Below are 17,581 nucleotides of genomic sequence, written 5' to 3' on the forward strand. Positions count from 1 at the left end.
ACGGCCGGAAGGTGTTATGCCGTCGTTATAAAAGAAAGATTTGTTCCGGTTTAAGCGCATTACACCCCCCGGATTCCGGACGATGATCGTCCGGACTTCACCAGGTCGCCGCCGGGCCATAACACGGACCATCTCTCCCGCGGAACCCCTCGGGGCGAGGAAGTTCACGGCTGCTCTGGGTAACTTCGGCGCCCATGACAACAGCTCACACAGCACCGGAACACCTCCGGGAGGAAGCGCCGGTCTCCGTCCGGGACTGGACCGTCGGGCGGCCCCGGACCGGCGACGGCGCCCAACTCTGGCGGCTCGCAAGGGAGTCCGGGACGCTGGACGTCAACTCCTCCTACAGCTACCTCCTGTGGTGCCGGGACTTCGCCGGGACCTCGGCCGTCGCCCGGGACGCGGACGGCCGGCCGATGGGCTTCGTGACCGGCTACCTGCGCCCGGACGCGCCGGGAACGCTCCTGGTGTGGCAGGTCGCCGTCGACGCGGCGTACCGGGGGCGGGGCGTCGCAGGGGCGCTCCTCGACCACCTCTCCGAGCGCGTCGCCGCCGCGCACCCGCTCGACGCCGTCGAGACGACCATCACCCCGGACAACCAGGCGTCCGAGCGGCTGTTCGGCGCCTACGCGCGGCGGCACGGCGCCCGCGTCAGCCGGACGGTGCTCTTCCCGTCCGGTGCCTTCCCGGCGCCCGGCCACGAGGCCGAGGTGCTGCACCGCATCGCGCCGCTGGCCTTCTGAGGCGATCCGCCCGCCCATTCCACCACCCCATGCACTGGAGTCCCGCATGACGCTCATCGCAGGAACCGTCCCGACCGTCTTCGAGACCGTCGAGTCGGAGGTGCGCAGCTACTGCCGCGCCTGGCCCACCGTCTTCGAACGCGCCACGGGCAGCCGTCTGTACGACGAGCACGGCCGTCCCTTCCTCGACTTCTTCGCGGGGGCGGGTTCGCTCAACTACGGCCACAACAACCCCGTCCTCAAGCGCCCGCTCCTCGACTACCTCGGGAGCGACGGCATCACCCACGGCCTCGACATGTCGACGACGGCCAAACGGAGCTTCCTGGAGACCTTCCGCTCGGCCGTCCTGGAACCGCGCGGCCTCCCCTACAAGGTGATGTTCCCCGGCCCGACCGGCACCAACGCCGTCGAGGCGGCACTCAAGCTCGCCCGCAAGGTCACCGGCCGGAAGACGGTGGTCTCCTTCACCAACGCCTTCCACGGCATGTCCCTGGGCTCGCTCGCCCTCACCGGCAACGCCGGGAAGCGCGCCGGGGCCGGCGTGCCGCTGTCGCACACCACGCAGATGCCGTTCGACCACTACCTCGGCGGCAGGACCCCGGACTTCCTCTGGTTCGAGCGGCTCCTGGAGGACTCGGGGTCCGGCCTCGACCATCCGGCCGCCGTAATCGTCGAGACCGTCCAGGGCGAGGGCGGGGTCAACGTCGCCCGCGCGGAGTGGCTGCGCGGCCTCGCCGACCTGTGCCGCCGCCGGGACATGCTGCTCATCGTCGACGACATCCAGATGGGCTGCGGCCGCACCGGCGACTTCTTCTCCTTCGAGGAGGCCGGCATCACCCCCGACGTCGTGACCCTGTCGAAGTCCATCAGCGGCTACGGACTGCCCATGTCGCTCTGCCTGTTCCGCGACGAGCTCGACGTGTGGGAGCCCGGTGAGCACAACGGCACCTTCCGCGGCAACAACCCGGCCTTCGTCACCGCCACCGCCGCCCTCGACGCCTACTGGCGGGACACGACGCTGCGGGACCGCACCCTGCGGCGGTCCGCGGCGGTCGGCGCCGCGCTGGGCGAGCTCGGCCCCGACTGCTCCGCGCGGGGGCGGGGGCTGGTGTGGGGGCTGGAGTTCGCGGACGGGGAGCGCGCCCGGGCGGTGTGCCGGCGCGCCTTCGACCTGGGGCTGCTGGTGGAGACGTCCGGCCCGCGCGACGAGGTGGTGAAGCTGCTGCCGCCGCTGACCGTCACCGACGACGAACTGGACGAGGGCCTCGGCATCCTCGCCCGCGCCGTCCGCCACACCGCCTGAACCCGCTCCCCCGCACCGAAAGGAACGCCCCGTGATCGTCCGCACCTTCGCCGAGCTGGAGAACACCGAACGGCACGTCAGGTCCGCCTCCGGCACCTGGGAGAGCCGGCGGATCGTCCTCGCCCGCGAGCGCGTCGGCTTCTCCCTCCACGAGACCGTCCTGTACGCCGGGACCGAGACCTCCATGTGGTACGCGAACCACGTGGAGGCCGTCGTCTGCACCGCCGGCGAGGCCGAGCTCACCGACCACGAGACCGGGGCGACGTACAGGATCGTCCCCGGGACCCTGTACCTCCTCGACGGCCACGAGCGGCACACCCTCCGGGTCAAGGAGGACTTCCGCTGCCTGTGCGTCTTCAACCCGCCGGTGACCGGCCGGGAGGACCACGACGCGAACGGCGTCTACCCGCTGCTCACCGAACCCGGCGACGCCTGACCGCCCCGTGGACCCCGCATCCCCGCCGTACGACACGAGAAAGGCCCCCCACGATGACCACCGCCCCCGCCCGCCCCGTCGACCCCTACCCCACCCGCGGCGCCGAGGAGGCGCTCGTCTACCGGAAGGAGCCCGTCGTCTGGTCCGAGCCCGGCACCCCCGGCCCCTTCTGGCCGCGCGAGCTGGAGGAGTACGAGCGCAACGGCTTCTTCGCCGTCGACGCCCTCGTCACCCCCGACGAGGTCACCGAACTCCGCGCCGAGCTGGACCGGCTGGTCACCGATCCGCGCGTCCGGGAGGACGAGCGGGCGATCGTCGAGCCCCGGTCCCGGGAGATCCGGTCCGTCTTCGAGGTGCACCGGATCAGCGAGGTGTTCGCCCGGCTCGCCGCCGACCCCCGGCTCGTGGACCGGGCCCGGCAGATCCTCGGCTCCGACGTCTACGTCCACCAGTCCCGGATCAACGTCAAGCCCGGCTTCGGCGCCAGCGGCTTCTACTGGCACTCCGACTTCGAGACCTGGCACGCCGAGGACGGGCTGCCCCTCATGCGGGCCGTGTCGGTGTCGATCGCGCTGACCCCGAACTTCACCACCAACGGCAGCCTCATGATCATGCCGGGCTCGCACCGCACCTTCCTCGGCTGCGCGGGCGAGACCCCGGAGGACAACTACAAGCGGTCGCTGCGGATGCAGGACGCCGGCACCCCCTCGCGGAAGGCGCTGGCGACCTTCGCCGAGGCGTGCGGCATCGAGCACTTCACCGGCGCGGCGGGGTCCGCCGTCTGGTTCGACTGCAACGCCCTGCACGGTTCCGGCGACAACATCACGCCCTTCCCCCGCAGCAACGTCTTCCTCGTCTTCAACAGCGTGGAGAACGCGCCGGAACGGCCCTTCGCCGCGCCCGTCCGCCGCCCCTCCTTCATCACGGCCCGGGACACCACCCCCCTCGGCTGAACCCTCGCCCCCCTCTCCGCCGCATTCCCTGCCGAAAGGACGGACATGACCACGCACCCCTCCCGCAGACGCCTCCTGACCCGGGGCGCGTTCCTCGGCGGGGCCCTCGCCGTGCCGGGGTTCCTCGCCGCGTGCAGCCGTACGGAGGCGGGCACCGGGGCGCCGGCCGGTGACGCGGACCTGCTGGAGAGGCTGCGGAAGCAGGGGCACGTCCGGGTGGGCTTCGCCGGGGAGGCGCCGTACGGCTTCCAGGACGGCGGCACGCTCGCCGGGGAGGCCCCCACCCTCCACCGGGAGATCTTCACCGCCCTGGGCGTCCCCGAACTCCGGCCCACGCTGACCGAGTTCGGGTCCCTGGTGCCCGGTCTGCTCGCCGGACGGTTCGACGTGGTCAGCGCCGGCATGGCCATCACGCCCGAGCGCTGCGCCAAAGTGGCCTTCTCCGAGCCGGAGTTCGTCTCGCCCACCGCGCTCATGGTCCGCCGGGGCAACCCGAAGGGGCTGGACGACCTGGCGTCGTGTGCGGCGGGGAAGGTCCGCGTCGGCGTCCTGACGGCCGCCGTGGAGGCCGCGTACGCGAAGGCGGCGGGCGTCCCCGACGGGTCCGTGGTGACGGTGGCGAAGCAGCAGGACGGTCTGGACGCACTGCTCGCGGGCCGGATCGACGCCTTCGCCCTCACCGGCATCTCGCTGCGCTGGCTCGCCCGCACCAACCGGGGGGCCGCCGTGGAGGTCCTCGAACCGTTCGTGCCGGTCGTCGACGGGGTGAAGCGGTACAGTCCCGGCGGCGCCGTGTTCCGGCAGGGCGCCGTCTCCCTGCGGAGGGCCTTCGACGAGCGGCTCGCCGCCATCACCGGCGACCCCGCCCGCTACGTACGGCTGATCGGGAAGTACGGCTTCACCGAACGCGAGGTGCCGCCGCGCACCCTGCGCACCGCGGAGCTGTGCGCGGGATGACGGACTCCGGCACCACCGCCTTCCTGCCCGCGCTCGGCCGGGCCCTGCCGGCGATCGGCGAGGGCCTCCTGGTCACCCTGGAGGCCACCGCCCTCGGCGCGGCCCTGGCACTGCTCGTCGCCTTCGCCCTGGGCCTGGCCGCCCGGTCCCGCTCCCGTACCGTCCGGGGCGCCGTCCGCGTCACCGTCGAGTTCCTGCGCGGCACCTCGCTGTACGTGCAGCTGTTCTGGCTGTTCTTCGCCCTGCCGATGCTCGGCTTCCGGCTGGAGCCGATGGCCTGCGGGGTGCTCGCCCTCGGCCTCAACTACGGGGCGTACGGGGCGGAGGTGGTGCGGGGCGCGGTCGCGGCGGTGCCCGCCGCCCAGACCGAGGCCGCGGTCGCGCTGGGCATGGGTCCTGGGCTGCGCCTGCGGCGGATCGTGCTGCCGCAGGCGTACGTCCTGATGCTGCCGCCCTTCAAGAACCTGCTGGTCCAGCTGCTCAAGTCGACCCCGCTGCTGTCCCTGGTCACGGTCGCCGACCTGACCTTCCGGATCGACCAGCTGCGTTCGGCGACGGGCGGCACCGCCGCCGCCTATCTGCTGCTGCTCCTCGTGTACTTCGGGGTGGCCGTGCTCCTGGGGGCAGCGATGAACGCGCTGGAACGGCGGGCGAAGGCCCGGCTGGGCGTGACGGGAGGGAGTGCCTGATGTGGGACATGGACGCGGCGCGCGACGCGCTGCCCGTGGTGCTGTCCGGATTCGGCGTCACCCTGCTGGCGACGGTGCTCGGCTTCGCCGTGGCGGTGGTCGCCGGGCTCGCCGTCGCCCTGCTGCTGCGCTCCGGCCGCCGGTGGATCGCCCTGCCCGTGGGCGGCCTGGCCGCCTTCGTCCGCTCGACGCCGGTGATGGTGCAGCTGTTCGCCGCCTGGGTGCTGGTCCCCGGCCTGGACCCGCTCACGCTCGGCGTCCTCGTCCTGGGGCTGCACTACGCCACGTACCTCTCCGAGGTGTACCGGGCCGGCATCGACGCCGTGCCGAAGGGGCAGTGGGAGGCGTGCACGGCGCTGTCGCTGCCGCGCCGCAGGACGTGGCGGGCCGTGGTCCTGCCGCAGGCCGTGCGGAAGGTGCTGCCCGCCCTCGGCAACTACGCGGTCTCCATGTTCAAGGAGACGCCCTTCCTCTCCGTCATCACCGTGAACGAGATGGTCCACGAGGCGAGCGCCTTCGGCAGCACCCGCTTCGCCTATCTGGAGAGCTTCACCCTGGCCGCCGCCGTCTTCCTGCTGGCGAGCTGGCCGACGTCCCTGCTCGTCCGCCGGCTGGAGGCCCGCCTTGCCCACTGACACCGTTCCCGAGGCCCCACGCGCACGCGCGCCGGAGAAGGTCCGGTTCGAGGGGGTGACGAAGCGGTTCGGCGACCACACCGTCCTCGACGGTCTCGACCTGACGGTCGCGCCCGGCGAGCGCGTGACGCTGATCGGCCCCAGCGGCTCGGGGAAGACGACCATCCTGCGGCTGCTCATGACCCTGGAGCGGGTCACGGACGGCGTCGTCCACCTGGACGGGGAGCCCTTCTCCCACATGCCCGCGGGCCCCGGCGGGAAGCTCGTCCCGGCGGACGAGCGCCACCTGGGCCCGCGCCGGCGGCGCATCGGCATGGTGTTCCAGCAGTTCAACCTCTTCCCCCACATGAGCGTCCTGGCGAACGTCGTGGAGGCGCCCCGGCACGTCCTGGGGCTCGACGCGGACGAGGCCGCCGCGCGCGCCCGGGAGCTGCTGGCCCTCGTCGGCCTCGCCGGGAAGGCCGACGCCCATCCGACCCGGCTCTCCGGCGGCCAGCAGCAGCGCGTCGCCATCGCGCGGGCGCTGGCGATGCGCCCGGACCTCCTCCTCCTGGACGAGGTGACCTCCGCCCTCGACCCCGAGCTGGTGGCGGAGGTCCTGGACGTGCTGCGGGACGTGGCGGACGGCACGGACATCACCCTGCTCTGCGTCACCCACGAGATGGGCTTCGCCCGGGACGTCTCCGACCGGCTCCTGATGTTCGACCGGGGCCGGGTGCTGGAGGCGGGCACCCCGGACGAGCTCCTCGACGCCCCGGAGCACGAACGGACCCGGTCCTTCCTCCGCTCGCTGCGGTGACGGGGGCTCGCCGGGACGACGGGCGCGGAACGCTGCGGGTGCGGGCCCTCCGTCCGGCGCCGACAATGGCGCCGAACGGAAGAAAGGGAGAAACGTGACTTCCCAACCGCCGCCGCCGTCCGGCCCTCCGTCGGTCCCTCCCTCCGGTCCGCCCACGGGACCGCCCTCGGGCCCGCTGTCGGGCGCGGCCACCCGCCCCGGGGTGTCCTCCTCTCCCCCGTCCCCGCCCGCCCCGCCGCACGACGGCTCCGGGGGCGGGGGCGGGGGCGGGGGTGGAGGAGGGGGTGACGGCGGCGGGGGCTCCAGCAGGGGGCCCGGCAGCGGGAAGGACGGCGGGACGCCGTGGTGGCGGTCGGTGCCGAAGGTCGCCTCGCTCACCGCCGTCGTCGTCGCGGCCGCCGCCCTCACCGTGGTCCTGGTGGGCCGCTCGGACGACAAGGGCGACACCGCGGGCTCCGGCGGCGGGGAGGTCTTCCTCCAGAACGCCTCCGCCTCCGGCCCCGACCCCTTCACCGCCTCCACCGCCCGCACCGACGACGCCTCCGGAGCGGCCTCACTGCCGCCGCGCACCGGCACGGCGGAGAGCGCCACCCCGCAGGTCTCGGGCTCCACCCCCGGCCTGTACGGCGGCACCCAGGAGGTGGCGAGCTGCAACGTGGAGCAGCAGGTGCGCTACCTCACCGCCGAGCCCGCCAAGAACACCGCCTTCGCCTCGGTCCTGGGCCTCGAGGCGAAGCAGGTGCCGGGCTACCTCCGCTCCCTGACCCCGCTCCAGCTCCGGGCGGACACCCGGGTGACCAACCACGGCTTCAAGGACGGCGCGGCCACCACGTACCAGGCGACCCTCCAGGCCGGGACCGCGGTCCTCGTCGACGGGCGGGGCGTGCCCCGGGTGCGGTGCGCCTGCGGCAATCCGCTGACCGGGCCGGTGGCCCAGCAGCAGCCGCGGACGACGGGCACCCCGTGGCCGGGGTACAGCTCCTCCCGGGTCGTGGTCGTGGCCCCGTCGGTGACGGTGGTGAACGTGTTCGTGGTGTACGACCCCGACCAGGACTCCTGGTTCGCGCGGAAGCACGGCGACACCGGACGGCACGACAAGCCCACCCCGCCACCGCCCCGGCCCACCCCGACGACCCTCTCGCCCACCCCGACGACGTCGTCCGCGTCCCCGTCGGCCCCCACGACCTCGCCGGCGCCCTGCGTGACGGTGTCCGAGGGGCAGACGCCGACGCCGAGCGGCGGCGTGACGCCGTCGCCCTGCCCGCCGACGCTCTCGCCGACGGCGACGACGCCCACCCCGACGACGTCGGCCCCCACGACGGACTCCTCCTCGCCGACGTCCGAGACCCCGTCGTCGCAGACCCCGTCCGACTCGCCGTCCGACTCCCCCTCGGACTCGCCGTCCGACACCGGCACGACGACCGGCGCCACGGACACCTCGGACACGACCGGCGGGGCGACGACGGACGGGACGACGGACACGACGAGCACGACGACCGGCGGCGGGGCCGACGGGCGTTCGGCGTCGGCCTCTTCCTCCTCCGGCCTGTCCCCGCTGGGTCCCTCCGTCTCCGGTTCCTCCCCGGGCTCGGCGCCGGCCCCCGGTCCCGGCCGTCAGCACGTGGTGCGGGCCACCACGATCTGAGGCCCCGGCCCCTCCACCGCGTCCCGGGCGGCGGGCCGGTGGGGGCGCAGGGCGGCGCGCAGGGCCCGCAGCCAGGTGCCCGCGGGCAGCGGCCGGGCGGCCCGCTCCTCCGCGTGCCGCTGCCAGAGGCGCTCGTCGCGGTCGGTGAAGTGCGCGGTCATGGAGTGCTCCTCTCGGCGGCGCGGACCGGGGACCGGTGCGCGGATCGGGGCGGCCCGGCGGTCCGTCCCCGTCAGAAAGACGCGCCACCAGGCCACTGAGAAGGAGTCTGTACCCTTATTGGCCCAGGCAGCAGAGCCAATAAGGAGTGATTGGCATGGCGGATGGCCGTGTGGTCCACACCGCGGACCGGACCTTGTCGGGCCGTCAGCTCGCCTCGCTGCTCACCCCGCCCCCGGAGGGCCGGTTCGGCTACCGCGAGCTGGCGCGGGCGGTGCGGGAGGCGCTGCTCGACGGGCGGGTGGCGCTGCGGCTGCGGCTGCCCGCCGAGCGGGAGCTGGCGCAGGTCCTGGAGGTGAGCAGGACGACGGTGACGGGGGCGTACGACCTGCTGCGGGAGAGCGGGTACGCGCACAGCAGGCGGGGCGCGGGCACGTGGACGGCGCTGCCGGACGGGCAGGTGCCGATCGCGCTCGGGCCCTCCCAGGACCCGGCGGGCGAGGTGATCGACCTGGCGCTGGCCGCTCCGTCCGGGCCGCGCGCCGAGCTCGCGGAGGCGCTGGCGGAGGCCGCGGCGGAGCTGCCGAGGTACGCGTCGGCGCCGGGCTACCACCCGTACGGCCTGCCGGAGCTGCGGGCCGCGGTGGCGGAGCGGTACACCGCGCGGGGACTGCCGACCCGGCCCGAGCAGATCCTGGTCACGACGGGGGCGCAGCAGGCGCTGTCGCTGGTGCTCGCGCAGTTCGGGCGGCCGGGCGACCGGGTGCTGGCCGAGAACCCCTCGTACACCAACGCCCTCGACGCGATGCGGAACCGGGGCATGCGGGTGACGCCGGTGCCGGTCACGGAGCACGGCTGGGACACCGGGCTGGTGGACGCGGCGCTGCGGCAGACCGCGCCCCGGCTGGCCTATCTGATCCCGGACTTCCACAACCCGACGGGCCGGCTGATGCCGCGCGAGCAGGGCCGGGAGCTGGCGCGGTCGGCGCGGGCCACGGGGACCTGGCTGGTGGTCGACGAGACGCTGACGGACATGGCGCTGGACGTGCCCGCCCCTGCGCCGTTCGCGGCGGGGGCCGGGGCGGGCGGCGGGGAGCAGGTCCTGTCGGTGGGCTCGCTGAGCAAGAGCTGCTGGGGCGGGCTGCGGGTCGGCTGGGTGCGGGCGTCGGCGCGGGTGGTGACCGAGCTGACGCGGACCCGGGTCACGGCCGACCTCGCGGGTTCCGTGCTGGACCAGCTGGTGGCGGTCTCCCTGATGCGGAGACTGGATCCGATCGTGGCCGCGCGCCTCGCGGAGCTGCGGCGGCACCGGGAGGCACTGGGCGCCGCGCTGGCCCGGCACCTGCCGGAGTGGCGGTGGACGGTGCCGCCGGGCGGCATGTGCCTGTGGATCGACCTGGGCCGCCCGGTGGCGACGCAGCTCGCGGCGCGGGCGCTGCGGCACGGGGTGCGGGTGGAGGGCGGGGCCCGCTTCGGGGTGGACCCGGGGACCCACGAGCACCGGCTGCGGATCCCGTACACACAGCCGGAGGAGGTGTACGAGACGGCGGCGGAACGGCTGGCGGCGGCGCTGGAGGGGGCACCGGGGCGGTTCGTGGACCCGGCGCTTCCGGAGTGGGTGGCCTGAGCGGGGGGGGGAGGAGCGGTGGAGTGAGCGGCGGGATGAAATATCCGGATGCCCGGCCGGCGGGGATGCCTGTACGGTCCGACAAGTGGAACCGTTGACTGAGAAAGAGATCCGTTCGTCGTTCGTGAACGCCACGAAGGGCGACGCCGCACGGCTGAAGCTGCCCCTGGACTTCGCCGAGACGCCCTGGGAGCACCTGGACTTCCTGGGCTGGGTGGACCCGGGGGCGCCGCTGCGGGCCCATCTGGTGGTGCCCCGCGAGGACGGCCCGCTGGGGGTGAGCCTGCGGGTGCCGGCGACGGGCCGGACCAGCGCGGTGAAGACGAGCCTGTGCCAGATCTGCCTCACCGGACACGCCTCGTCGGGCGTCACCCTGCTGGCCGCCCCGCTGGCGGGCGCCCGCGGCCGGGAGGGCAACACGGTCGGCATCTACATCTGCTCCGACCTGGCGTGCTCCCTCTACATGCGCGGGAAGCGCGTCCCCAAGCTGCGGGGCGTCCGGCACGACGAGACCCTGTCCGTGGAGGAACGGGTGGCCCGCGCCACGGCGAACCTGGACGGGTTCCTCGCGCGCGTGACGGCCGGTTAGCCGAGGCGTGAGGGAAGGGGACGGTCCTGTCGGATCGTCCCCTTCCTCTTTTCCGTCATCCGCTTCCCGCGGCGGCCCGGATCAGCGGAATGCCTGCTCGCCCGTGAGCGCCTTTCCGATGACGAGGGAGTGGACCTCGCTGGTGCCCTCGTAGGTGAGGACGGACTCCAGGTTGTTGGCGTGCCGGAGGACCGGGTACTCCAGGGTGATGCCGTTGGCGCCGAGGATGGTGCGGCACTCGCGGGCGACGGCGATGGCCTCGCGGACGTTGTTGAGCTTGCCGACGCTGATCTGCTCGGGGGTGAGCTCGCCGGCGTCCTTGAGGCGGCCGAGGTGGAGCGCCAGCAGCATGCCCTTGCCGAGTTCGACGGACATGTCCGCGAGCTTCTGCTGCGTGAGCTGGTACGAGGCGAGGGGACGGGCGAAGACGGTCCGGTCCCGCGCGTAGGAGATCGCGGTCTCCAGGCAGTCGCGGGCGGCACCGAGGGCGCCGAAGACGATGCCGAAGCGGGCCTCGTTGAGACAGCCGAGCGGACCGGAGAGGCCGCGGGCCCCGGGGAGCATCGCGTCGGCGGGGAGCCGGACGTCCTCCAGGACCAGTTCGGCGGTGACGCTGGCCCGCAGCGACAGCTTCATCTTGATCTCGGGTGCGCTGAAGCCGGGGGTGCCGGCCGGGACGAGGAAGCCGCGGACGCCCTCCTCGGTGCGGGCCCACACCACGGCGACGTCGGCGACGGAACCGTTGGTGATCCACATCTTGGTGCCGTTGAGGACCCAGTCCGAGCCGTCCCGCTTGGCGTTCGTCCGCATGGCGCCGGGGTCCGAGCCCGCGTCGGGCTCCGTGAGGCCGAAACAGCCGATGTACTCGCCGGCCGCCATCTTCGGCAGCCACCGCTGCTTCTGCTCCTCGGAGCCGTGCTTCCAGATCGCGTACATCGCGAGCGAACCCTGCACCGAGACGAGCGAGCGCAGCCCCGAGTCGACCGCCTCCAGCTCCATGCAGGCCAGGCCGTACGCCACCGCGCTGGTGCCCGCGCAGCCGTAACCCTCCAGGTGCATGCCGAGCACACCGAGACCGCCGAGCGTACGGGCGAGTTCGCGCGCCGGGATCTCCCCCGCCTCGAACCAGCCCGCGACGTGCGGGCGCAGCTCCCGGTCTGCGGCGGCGCGGACGGTGTCGCGGATCGCGCGCTCCTCGTCGCTCAGCAGGCCGTCGACGGCGAGGAGGGCGAGGGGGTGGGTGGGGTGGGCGGGGGTGGACGGCGAGGACTTCACGGGCGGCCTCCTGGCGGCTGGGGCGAGGGTCGTGCTCGGCGTGGCGTGGCGAAGCGTAGCGGCAGATTGGATTTTGGATCCAGTATTGAAAATCCGACCTCCGGGTCCTACGGTCCCGATTGGATCCAATCTCCAATCTCATGGATCCCGCCCAGGGGATCCCTTCGATCGGATCCTTTCTCTTGGATCCAATCTGCTGGATCCAGTCCGTCGGATCCCCTCCCCGGGGCCGCCACCAAGGGAGCGCCGCATGCACACGGACCACCCCCACGAGGCCGGCCCCGGCGCCCTCTCCGGCATCGTCGTCGCCGACTTCGGGCGGGTCCTCGCCGGGCCGTACATGACGATGCTCTTGGCCGACCTCGGCGCCGACGTCATCAAGATCGAACGGCCGGACGGCGGGGACGACACCCGCGCCTGGGGGCCGCCGTTCGCGGACGGACAGGCCACGTACTTCCTGGGGGTCAACCGCAACAAGCGGTCCGTCGCCCTCGACCTGACCGACCCGGAGGGCCGGGCGGCGGCACGGGCGATCGTCGACCGGGCCGACGTCCTGGTGGAGAACTTCCGCCCCGGCACGATGGAACGGCTGGGCCTCGGCTTCGAGGAGGTCCGCCGCACCAACCCCGGCCTCGTCTACTGCTCGGTGACCGGCTTCGGCACCGACGGGGGCGCCTCGCTGCCCGGCTACGACCTGCTCGTCCAGGCCGTGGGGGGCCTGATGAGCGTCACGGGCGAGCCGGGCGGGACGGGGACGAAGGCGGGGGTGGCCCTCGTCGACGTCATCACCGGCCTGCACGCCGGGCTCGGCGTCCTCGCCGCCCTGCGCCACCGGGAAAGGACCGGTGAGGGCCAGCGCGTCGAGGTGTCGCTGCTCGGCTCGCTGCTCTCCGCCCTCACCAACCAGGCCGCCGCGCACCTCGGCGCCGGGGTCGTGCCGCGCGCGATGGGCAACCGGCACCCGAGCATCACCCCGTACGAGGTCTTCGAGGCGGCGGACCGGCCGCTGGTCCTGGCGGTCGGCACCGACCGGCAGTTCCGGACCCTGTGCGAGCGGCTCGGCCTCCCCGGGCTGGCCGACGACGTCCGCTTCGCCACCAACACGGCCCGGGTCGCCCACCGCGAGGAACTGGCGGTGGCGCTCGCCGGGCCGCTCGCCGCCCGCACCGCCGACGCCTGGTTCGGGGAACTGACCGCCGCCGGAGTGCCCTGCGGCCCGATCAACGACCTGGCGGGCGCGTTCGCCCTCGCCGACCGGCTCGGGCTCGGCACCCGGGTCCCCGAGGAGGCGACGGGTCCCGGCCAGGTCGCGCACCCGGTCCGCTTCGGCGCCACCCCTCCCTCGTACCGCTCCGCTCCCCCGCGACTGGGCGAACACACCGCCGAGGTGTTGGCCGAAACACCCCCTGTGGACAACTCGAACGCGGGTCTGTGATCCGTAGGAAGATGACGGGCACCGGCGGCGAAGGCCCCCGGTGTACGAGCAACGGCGGCGGAAGGTCGGATCGATGAGCGGCGGCGCGGTGGAGAGGCGACGGCCCCAAACAGCCCAGCAGTTCGTCCTGGAGGAACTGCGGCGCGCCATCACCGGCGGCGAACTGCGCCCCGGCGCGCCCATCCGGCAGGACGCGCTCGCCGCCCGGCTCGAAGTGAGCCGGGTCCCCCTCCGGGAGGCGCTGAAGGCGCTGGAGGCCGAGGGCCTGGTCGTCCACCACGTCCACCGCGGCTACTTCGTCGCCGAACTGTCCCTGGCCGACCTGGAGGAGATCTACCGGATCCGCGCCCTCCTGGAGACCGAGGCCGTCCTCCAGGCCATGGACGCCGACCCGGACGACCTCTGCGACACCCTCGCCGCCATCCAGGACGAGGTCGAGGAAGCCGCGCTGGCGGGCGACGTGCCGGCCATGGCCGAGGCCAACCGCCGCTTCCACTTCACGCTCATCGACGCCTGCGGCATGCCCCGCCTCGTCCGCATGATCACCACCCTCTGGGACGCCACCGACGCCTACCGCTCCCTCTACTACACCGACCCCGACCACCGCGCCCAAGCGGTCCACGAACACCGCGCCGTCCTCTCCGCACTCCGCGACCGCGACGCCCACTGCGTCCTCCACTGGCTGGACGACCACCGCGCCCACGCGGTGGCGGCCCTCCAGCGGGTCCTGGCCCCCGAGGCGCGCTGAAGACCGTCCACGGCGCACCTCCTACTGCCGGTTCGCCCGGTGGAGCCGGGACCGGGTCCGCGCCCGGCTCCACCGTGTGGTCCTCGACGGACTCGGAGCGCGAAGCGAGCCGGATCGGTCGCGGTGCGCGATCGACCCGGTCAGCCCGCGGGCCGCAGAAGGAGGCCACCGACCGGGCCGCACCCGACCGGTCGCGACAGCTCAGGCTCGAAGACCCGCCTGACCACCGACCGGAACGGACTGCCGCTGTCCCCGGGCGACTCCGGCGCGGACACGCAGGACAGCCAGGGGCTGGAGCCGCTCGTGCGCGGCATCCCGCCCATCCGGTCGCACCGCGGGCCCCAGCGCCGGAGGCCGGCGAAGCCGCATACGGACAAGGGTTACGACTACGAGCGTCTGCGTCGATGACTCCACCGGCGGGGGATCTGGCACCCCATCGCCCGCAGAGGTGCCGAGTCCTCACAGCGGCTCTCCTCGTCGAGGAACCCGAGTACGTGGACGACATGAGCCTGTGGATGGACACCCCGGAGTTCGACGAGGCCATCGGACGCAAGCGCGCGGAGCTCGACGCGGACGTACCGGCCGACGCCGAAGGCGCTCTCCCGTGGGCTTCCAGCACCGCACAAGTTCTGCTCCCGGGCCACCGGCACGCCCGGCGCGGCAGCGAGGCGCAACGGTCGGGGCGCGGGGACGCCCGGCGGGGAGGTGTGCCGCCCGGTGTGCGGAGGGCTGCGGTTACCCTGACGCCCGGACCCGAGGAGGAAGCATGGGGCGGATGCCGTCGGCGGAGCGACGCCGGCAGCTGGTCGAGGCGTCGATCAGGGCGATGGCCCGGGACGGGGTGGCGAAGACCACCACCCGGTCGATCTGCGCCGAGGCGGGGGTCTCGCTGAGCGTCTTCCACTACTGCTTCGACTCCAAGCAGGCCCTCCTCGAAGCCGCCATCGAGACGATCATCGGCGACTACGTGGCACGGGTGATGAAGGCGGTCGAGCCGCGGGGGACGCTGCGCGAGACGGTGCGGGCGGCGCTGCGGACGTACTGGGAGGACGTGACGGGCCACCCGGACGCGCACATGCTCACGTACGACCTCACCCAGTACGCGCTGCGCGAGCCCGGGTTCGAGCACCTGGCGCGTGCGCAGTACGAGCAGTACGTGCGGTCGGCGACGGCGCTGGTGGAGCAGGTCGCGGCGGCGCTCGGCGTGGAGCCGAAGGTTCCGGTGCGGACGCTGGCCCGCCACCTGGCGGCCGCCGTGGACGGGATGACGCTCCAGTACCTGGTGCTCCGGGACGAGCGGGCGGCTGAGGAGCAGCTGGAATTGACGGCTGATCAGCTCGTTCTCCTCATCGAAGGCTGACAGTCCGTCACATTGCTTGCACGGAGCCGCAGCAGGCTTTCGAAATCGTCAACAGGTCGTTTGTCCTGGACTCTTGACTCAGTCCTCCGGCACCGCGATCCTCGGGGCGCCCGGTACACCCCCATCGTCCGGAGGCCCCACGACCATGACTCCGCGCACCACGAGGAAGAACTCCTCCTTCTCCCGGACACGCGGCTTCGGCCTCGTGTCCCTCCTCCTCGCCCTGGCGGCCGTGCTCTTCGGCGCGTCCCCCGTCCCGGCGGCGGACTCCCCCTGGTGGGAGCCGACCGCCCGGCCGGCGACCGATTCGCAGGTCAACGCGACGGGAGCGCCGTTCACCGGCACCGATGCCCAGGGCCGGGTGCGCGGTTTCGTCGACGCGCACAACCACGTGATGTCGAACGAGGGCTTCGGCGGCCGGCTGATCTGCGGCAAGCCGTTCTCCCCGGCGGGCGTGACCGACGCCCTGAAGGACTGTCCGGAGCACTACCCGGACGGTTCCGGCGCGCTCTTCGAGAACCTGACCGGCGGCGCGAACGGCAAGCACGACCCCGACGGCTGGCCCACCTTCGCGGACTGGCCGGCCCACGACTCGCTGACGCACCAGCAGAACTACTACGCCTGGCTGGAGCGGGCCTGGCGCGGCGGTCAGCGCGTGCTCGTCAACGACCTGGTCTCCAACGGCCTGCTGTGCTCGATCATGCCGCGGGACCGGGGCTGCGACGAGATGGAGGCCATCCGTCTGGAGGCCCGCAAGACCTACGAGATGCAGGACTACGTCGACACGATGTACGGCGGCCCCGGCAAGGGCTGGTTCCGCATCGTGACCAGCGCCGACCAGGCCCGGTCGGTGGTCGAGCAGGGCAAGCTCGCCGTCGTCCTCGGCGTGGAGACCTCGGAGCCGTTCGGCTGCAAGCAGATCCTCGACGTGGCGCAGTGCGACAAGGCCGACATCGACCGCGGCCTGGACGAGCTGTACCGGTTGGGCGTGCGCAGCATGTTCCTGTGCCACAAGTTCGACAACGCGCTGTGCGGCGTCCGCTTCGACAGCGGGACGACCGGCGTGGCGGTGAACATCGGCCAGTTCCTGTCCACCGGCACCTTCTGGTCGACCGAGCGGTGCACGGGCCCGCAGGAGGACAACCCGATCGGCCTCGTCGCGCCGGCCGGGATGGCGGCGAAGCTGCCGGCCGGGGTGAGCGTGCCGGGTTACGCCTCCGACGCCCGCTGCAACACCCGCGGTCTGACCCGGCTCGGCGAGTACGCCCTGCGGGGCATGATCGACCGGGGCATGATGCTGGAGCTCGACCACATGAGCGTGAAGGCGGCCGGACGGGCGCTGGACGTGCTGGAGGCGGAGGAGTACCCGGGCGTGCTGTCCACCCACAGCTGGATGGACCTCGACTGGACCGAACGGCTCTACAAGCTGGGCGGGTTCACCGCTCCGTACATGCACGCCGCCGCGGGCTTCATCGGCGAGGCGAACGGCCGGGCCGAGCTGCGCGAGAAGTACGGCGTCGGCCTCGGCTACGGCACGGACATGAACGGCGTCGGCGGCTGGCCCGGTCCGGTCGGTGAGGACGCGCCGAACGCGGTGACGTACCCGTACCGCAGCTTCGACGGCGGCACCGTCCTCGACCGGCAGGTGACCGGCGAGCGGATCTGGGACCTCAACAAGGACGGCGCCGCGCACGCCGGGCTCGTGCCGGACTGGATCGAGCAGATCCGGCTCACCCCGGGCGGCCCGGACGTCATCGGCGACCTGGCGCTCGGCGCCGAGTCCTACCTGCGGACCTGGCGGGCGACCGAGCGGCACGAGCCGGGCGTGAACCTGGCTTCGGGCAGGCCCGCTTCGGCCAGTTCCGCCGAGTGGAACCCCTTCACCAGTTATGCCCCCGGGCGTGCCTTCGACGGCGACACCGGCACCCGCTGGGCCAGCGACTGGTCGGACGACCAGTGGCTCCGGGTGGACCTGGGCGAGGTGCGGCGGGTCGGCCGGGTCACCCTGGACTGGGAGCGGGCCTACGCCCGCCAGTACCGGATCGAGGTCTCCGAGGACGGCGCGGCCTGGCGTACGGTCTGGTCGACGGAGGCGGGGGACGGCGGCTACGACACGGCCGAGTTCGCCTCCGCCTCCGCCCGGTACGTACGGATCCACGGGGAGCGGCGGGCCACGCAGTGGGGCTACTCGCTCCACGAGGTGACGGTCACCCGCGCCTGAGCGGGTG

At 73.3% G+C, this 17,581-nt stretch carries 16 protein-coding genes and 2 pseudogenes; 16 read left to right on the forward strand and 2 right to left on the reverse strand.

Going from position 1 to position 17,581, the window contains the following annotated elements; genetic code table 11:
- The first annotated feature begins 194 nt into the window (after nt 1–194).
- From ectA to IE326_RS23420, 9 genes and pseudogenes are all read left to right on the forward strand, one after another.
- Complete coding sequence (gene ectA / locus IE326_RS23380; protein ID WP_190042885.1) at nt 195–743, forward strand: diaminobutyrate acetyltransferase; 549 nt, start codon at nt 195–197, stop codon at nt 741–743.
- Between the two features lie 46 nt (nt 744–789).
- Nucleotides 790–2,046, forward strand: coding sequence for a diaminobutyrate--2-oxoglutarate transaminase (ectB, locus tag IE326_RS23385; RefSeq protein ID WP_150226688.1), 1,257 nt, complete (start codon nt 790–792; stop codon nt 2,044–2,046).
- Nucleotides 2,047–2,077: 31 nt separating this feature from the next.
- On the forward strand, nt 2,078–2,482 hold the full coding sequence (locus tag IE326_RS23390; protein WP_190042886.1) for an ectoine synthase: 405 nt from the start codon (nt 2,078–2,080) through the stop codon (nt 2,480–2,482).
- A gap of 53 nt (nt 2,483–2,535) precedes the next feature.
- Nucleotides 2,536–3,435 carry an ectoine hydroxylase gene (gene thpD / locus IE326_RS23395; RefSeq protein WP_190042887.1) on the forward strand — a complete coding sequence of 300 codons (900 nt, stop codon included), beginning with the start codon at nt 2,536–2,538 and terminating at the stop codon, nt 3,433–3,435.
- Nucleotides 3,436–3,480: 45 nt separating this feature from the next.
- Nucleotides 3,481–4,392 carry an ectoine/hydroxyectoine ABC transporter substrate-binding protein EhuB gene (ehuB, locus tag IE326_RS23400; RefSeq protein WP_190042888.1) on the forward strand — a complete coding sequence of 304 codons (912 nt, stop codon included), beginning with the start codon at nt 3,481–3,483 and terminating at the stop codon, nt 4,390–4,392.
- The gene (gene ehuC / locus IE326_RS23405; protein WP_190042889.1) at nt 4,389–5,081 is read left to right on the forward strand and encodes an ectoine/hydroxyectoine ABC transporter permease subunit EhuC; all 693 of its coding nucleotides are present in this window, start codon (nt 4,389–4,391) and stop codon (nt 5,079–5,081) included. Before ehuB ends, ehuC begins: the two co-directional genes overlap by 4 nt.
- The gene (gene ehuD, locus IE326_RS23410) at nt 5,081–5,716 is read left to right on the forward strand and encodes an ectoine/hydroxyectoine ABC transporter permease subunit EhuD (protein ID WP_190042890.1); all 636 of its coding nucleotides are present in this window, start codon (nt 5,081–5,083) and stop codon (nt 5,714–5,716) included. The genes ehuC and ehuD overlap by 1 nt, the downstream gene beginning before the upstream one ends.
- Nucleotides 5,706–6,515, forward strand: coding sequence for an ectoine/hydroxyectoine ABC transporter ATP-binding protein EhuA (gene ehuA, locus IE326_RS23415; RefSeq protein ID WP_190042891.1), 810 nt, complete (start codon nt 5,706–5,708; stop codon nt 6,513–6,515). Before ehuD ends, ehuA begins: the two co-directional genes overlap by 11 nt.
- Nucleotides 6,516–6,609: 94 nt before the next feature.
- A pseudogene (locus IE326_RS23420) lies at nt 6,610–7,917 on the forward strand (DUF6777 domain-containing protein); the annotation flags it as partial.
- Between the two features lie 212 nt (nt 7,918–8,129).
- Here the strand turns inward: IE326_RS23420 and IE326_RS23425 are convergent.
- A complete protein-coding gene (locus IE326_RS23425; RefSeq protein ID WP_150226696.1) occupies nt 8,130–8,321 on the reverse strand; it encodes a hypothetical protein in 192 nt (63 codons plus the stop codon).
- Between the two features lie 155 nt (nt 8,322–8,476).
- On the opposite strand from IE326_RS23425, the gene yczR reads away from it, so the two are divergent.
- A complete protein-coding gene (gene yczR, locus IE326_RS23430; protein ID WP_150226697.1) occupies nt 8,477–9,946 on the forward strand; it encodes a MocR-like transcription factor YczR in 1,470 nt (489 codons plus the stop codon).
- Between the two features lie 85 nt (nt 9,947–10,031).
- Nucleotides 10,032–10,535 (forward strand): FBP domain-containing protein, encoded by a 504-nt coding sequence (locus tag IE326_RS23435; protein WP_150226698.1) that lies wholly within the window; start codon nt 10,032–10,034, stop codon nt 10,533–10,535.
- Between the two features lie 81 nt (nt 10,536–10,616).
- Here the strand turns inward: IE326_RS23435 and IE326_RS23440 are convergent, their stop codons facing one another.
- Nucleotides 10,617–11,810: an acyl-CoA dehydrogenase family protein gene (locus tag IE326_RS23440; RefSeq protein WP_190042892.1), complete on the reverse strand. Its 1,194-nt coding sequence runs from the start codon at nt 11,808–11,810 to the stop codon at nt 10,617–10,619.
- 250 nt (nt 11,811–12,060) lie between these two features.
- On the opposite strand from IE326_RS23440, the gene IE326_RS23445 reads away from it, so the two are divergent.
- The 5 genes and pseudogenes from IE326_RS23445 (at nt 12,061) to IE326_RS23460 (ending at nt 17,574) form a co-directional block, all read left to right on the forward strand.
- Complete coding sequence (locus tag IE326_RS23445) at nt 12,061–13,245, forward strand: CaiB/BaiF CoA transferase family protein (protein ID WP_190042893.1); 1,185 nt, start codon at nt 12,061–12,063, stop codon at nt 13,243–13,245.
- A gap of 73 nt (nt 13,246–13,318) precedes the next feature.
- Nucleotides 13,319–13,993, forward strand: a complete 675-nt coding sequence (locus IE326_RS23450) for a GntR family transcriptional regulator (protein WP_190042894.1) — start codon at nt 13,319–13,321, stop codon at nt 13,991–13,993.
- Between the two features lie 16 nt (nt 13,994–14,009).
- A pseudogene (locus tag IE326_RS40935) lies at nt 14,010–14,476 on the forward strand (transposase family protein); the annotation flags it as partial.
- A 283-nt stretch (nt 14,477–14,759) separates the two neighbouring features.
- A complete protein-coding gene (locus IE326_RS23455) occupies nt 14,760–15,353 on the forward strand; it encodes a TetR/AcrR family transcriptional regulator (RefSeq protein ID WP_190042895.1) in 594 nt (197 codons plus the stop codon).
- Between the two features lie 145 nt (nt 15,354–15,498).
- The gene (locus tag IE326_RS23460) at nt 15,499–17,574 is read left to right on the forward strand and encodes a galactose-binding domain-containing protein (protein ID WP_190042896.1); all 2,076 of its coding nucleotides are present in this window, start codon (nt 15,499–15,501) and stop codon (nt 17,572–17,574) included.
- Nucleotides 17,575–17,581 lie beyond the last annotated feature (7 nt).

Origin of the sequence: Streptomyces filamentosus, assembly GCF_014654895.1 — a bacterium.
In the GTDB taxonomy this organism is placed as follows: domain Bacteria; phylum Actinomycetota; class Actinomycetes; order Streptomycetales; family Streptomycetaceae; genus Streptomyces; species Streptomyces filamentosus.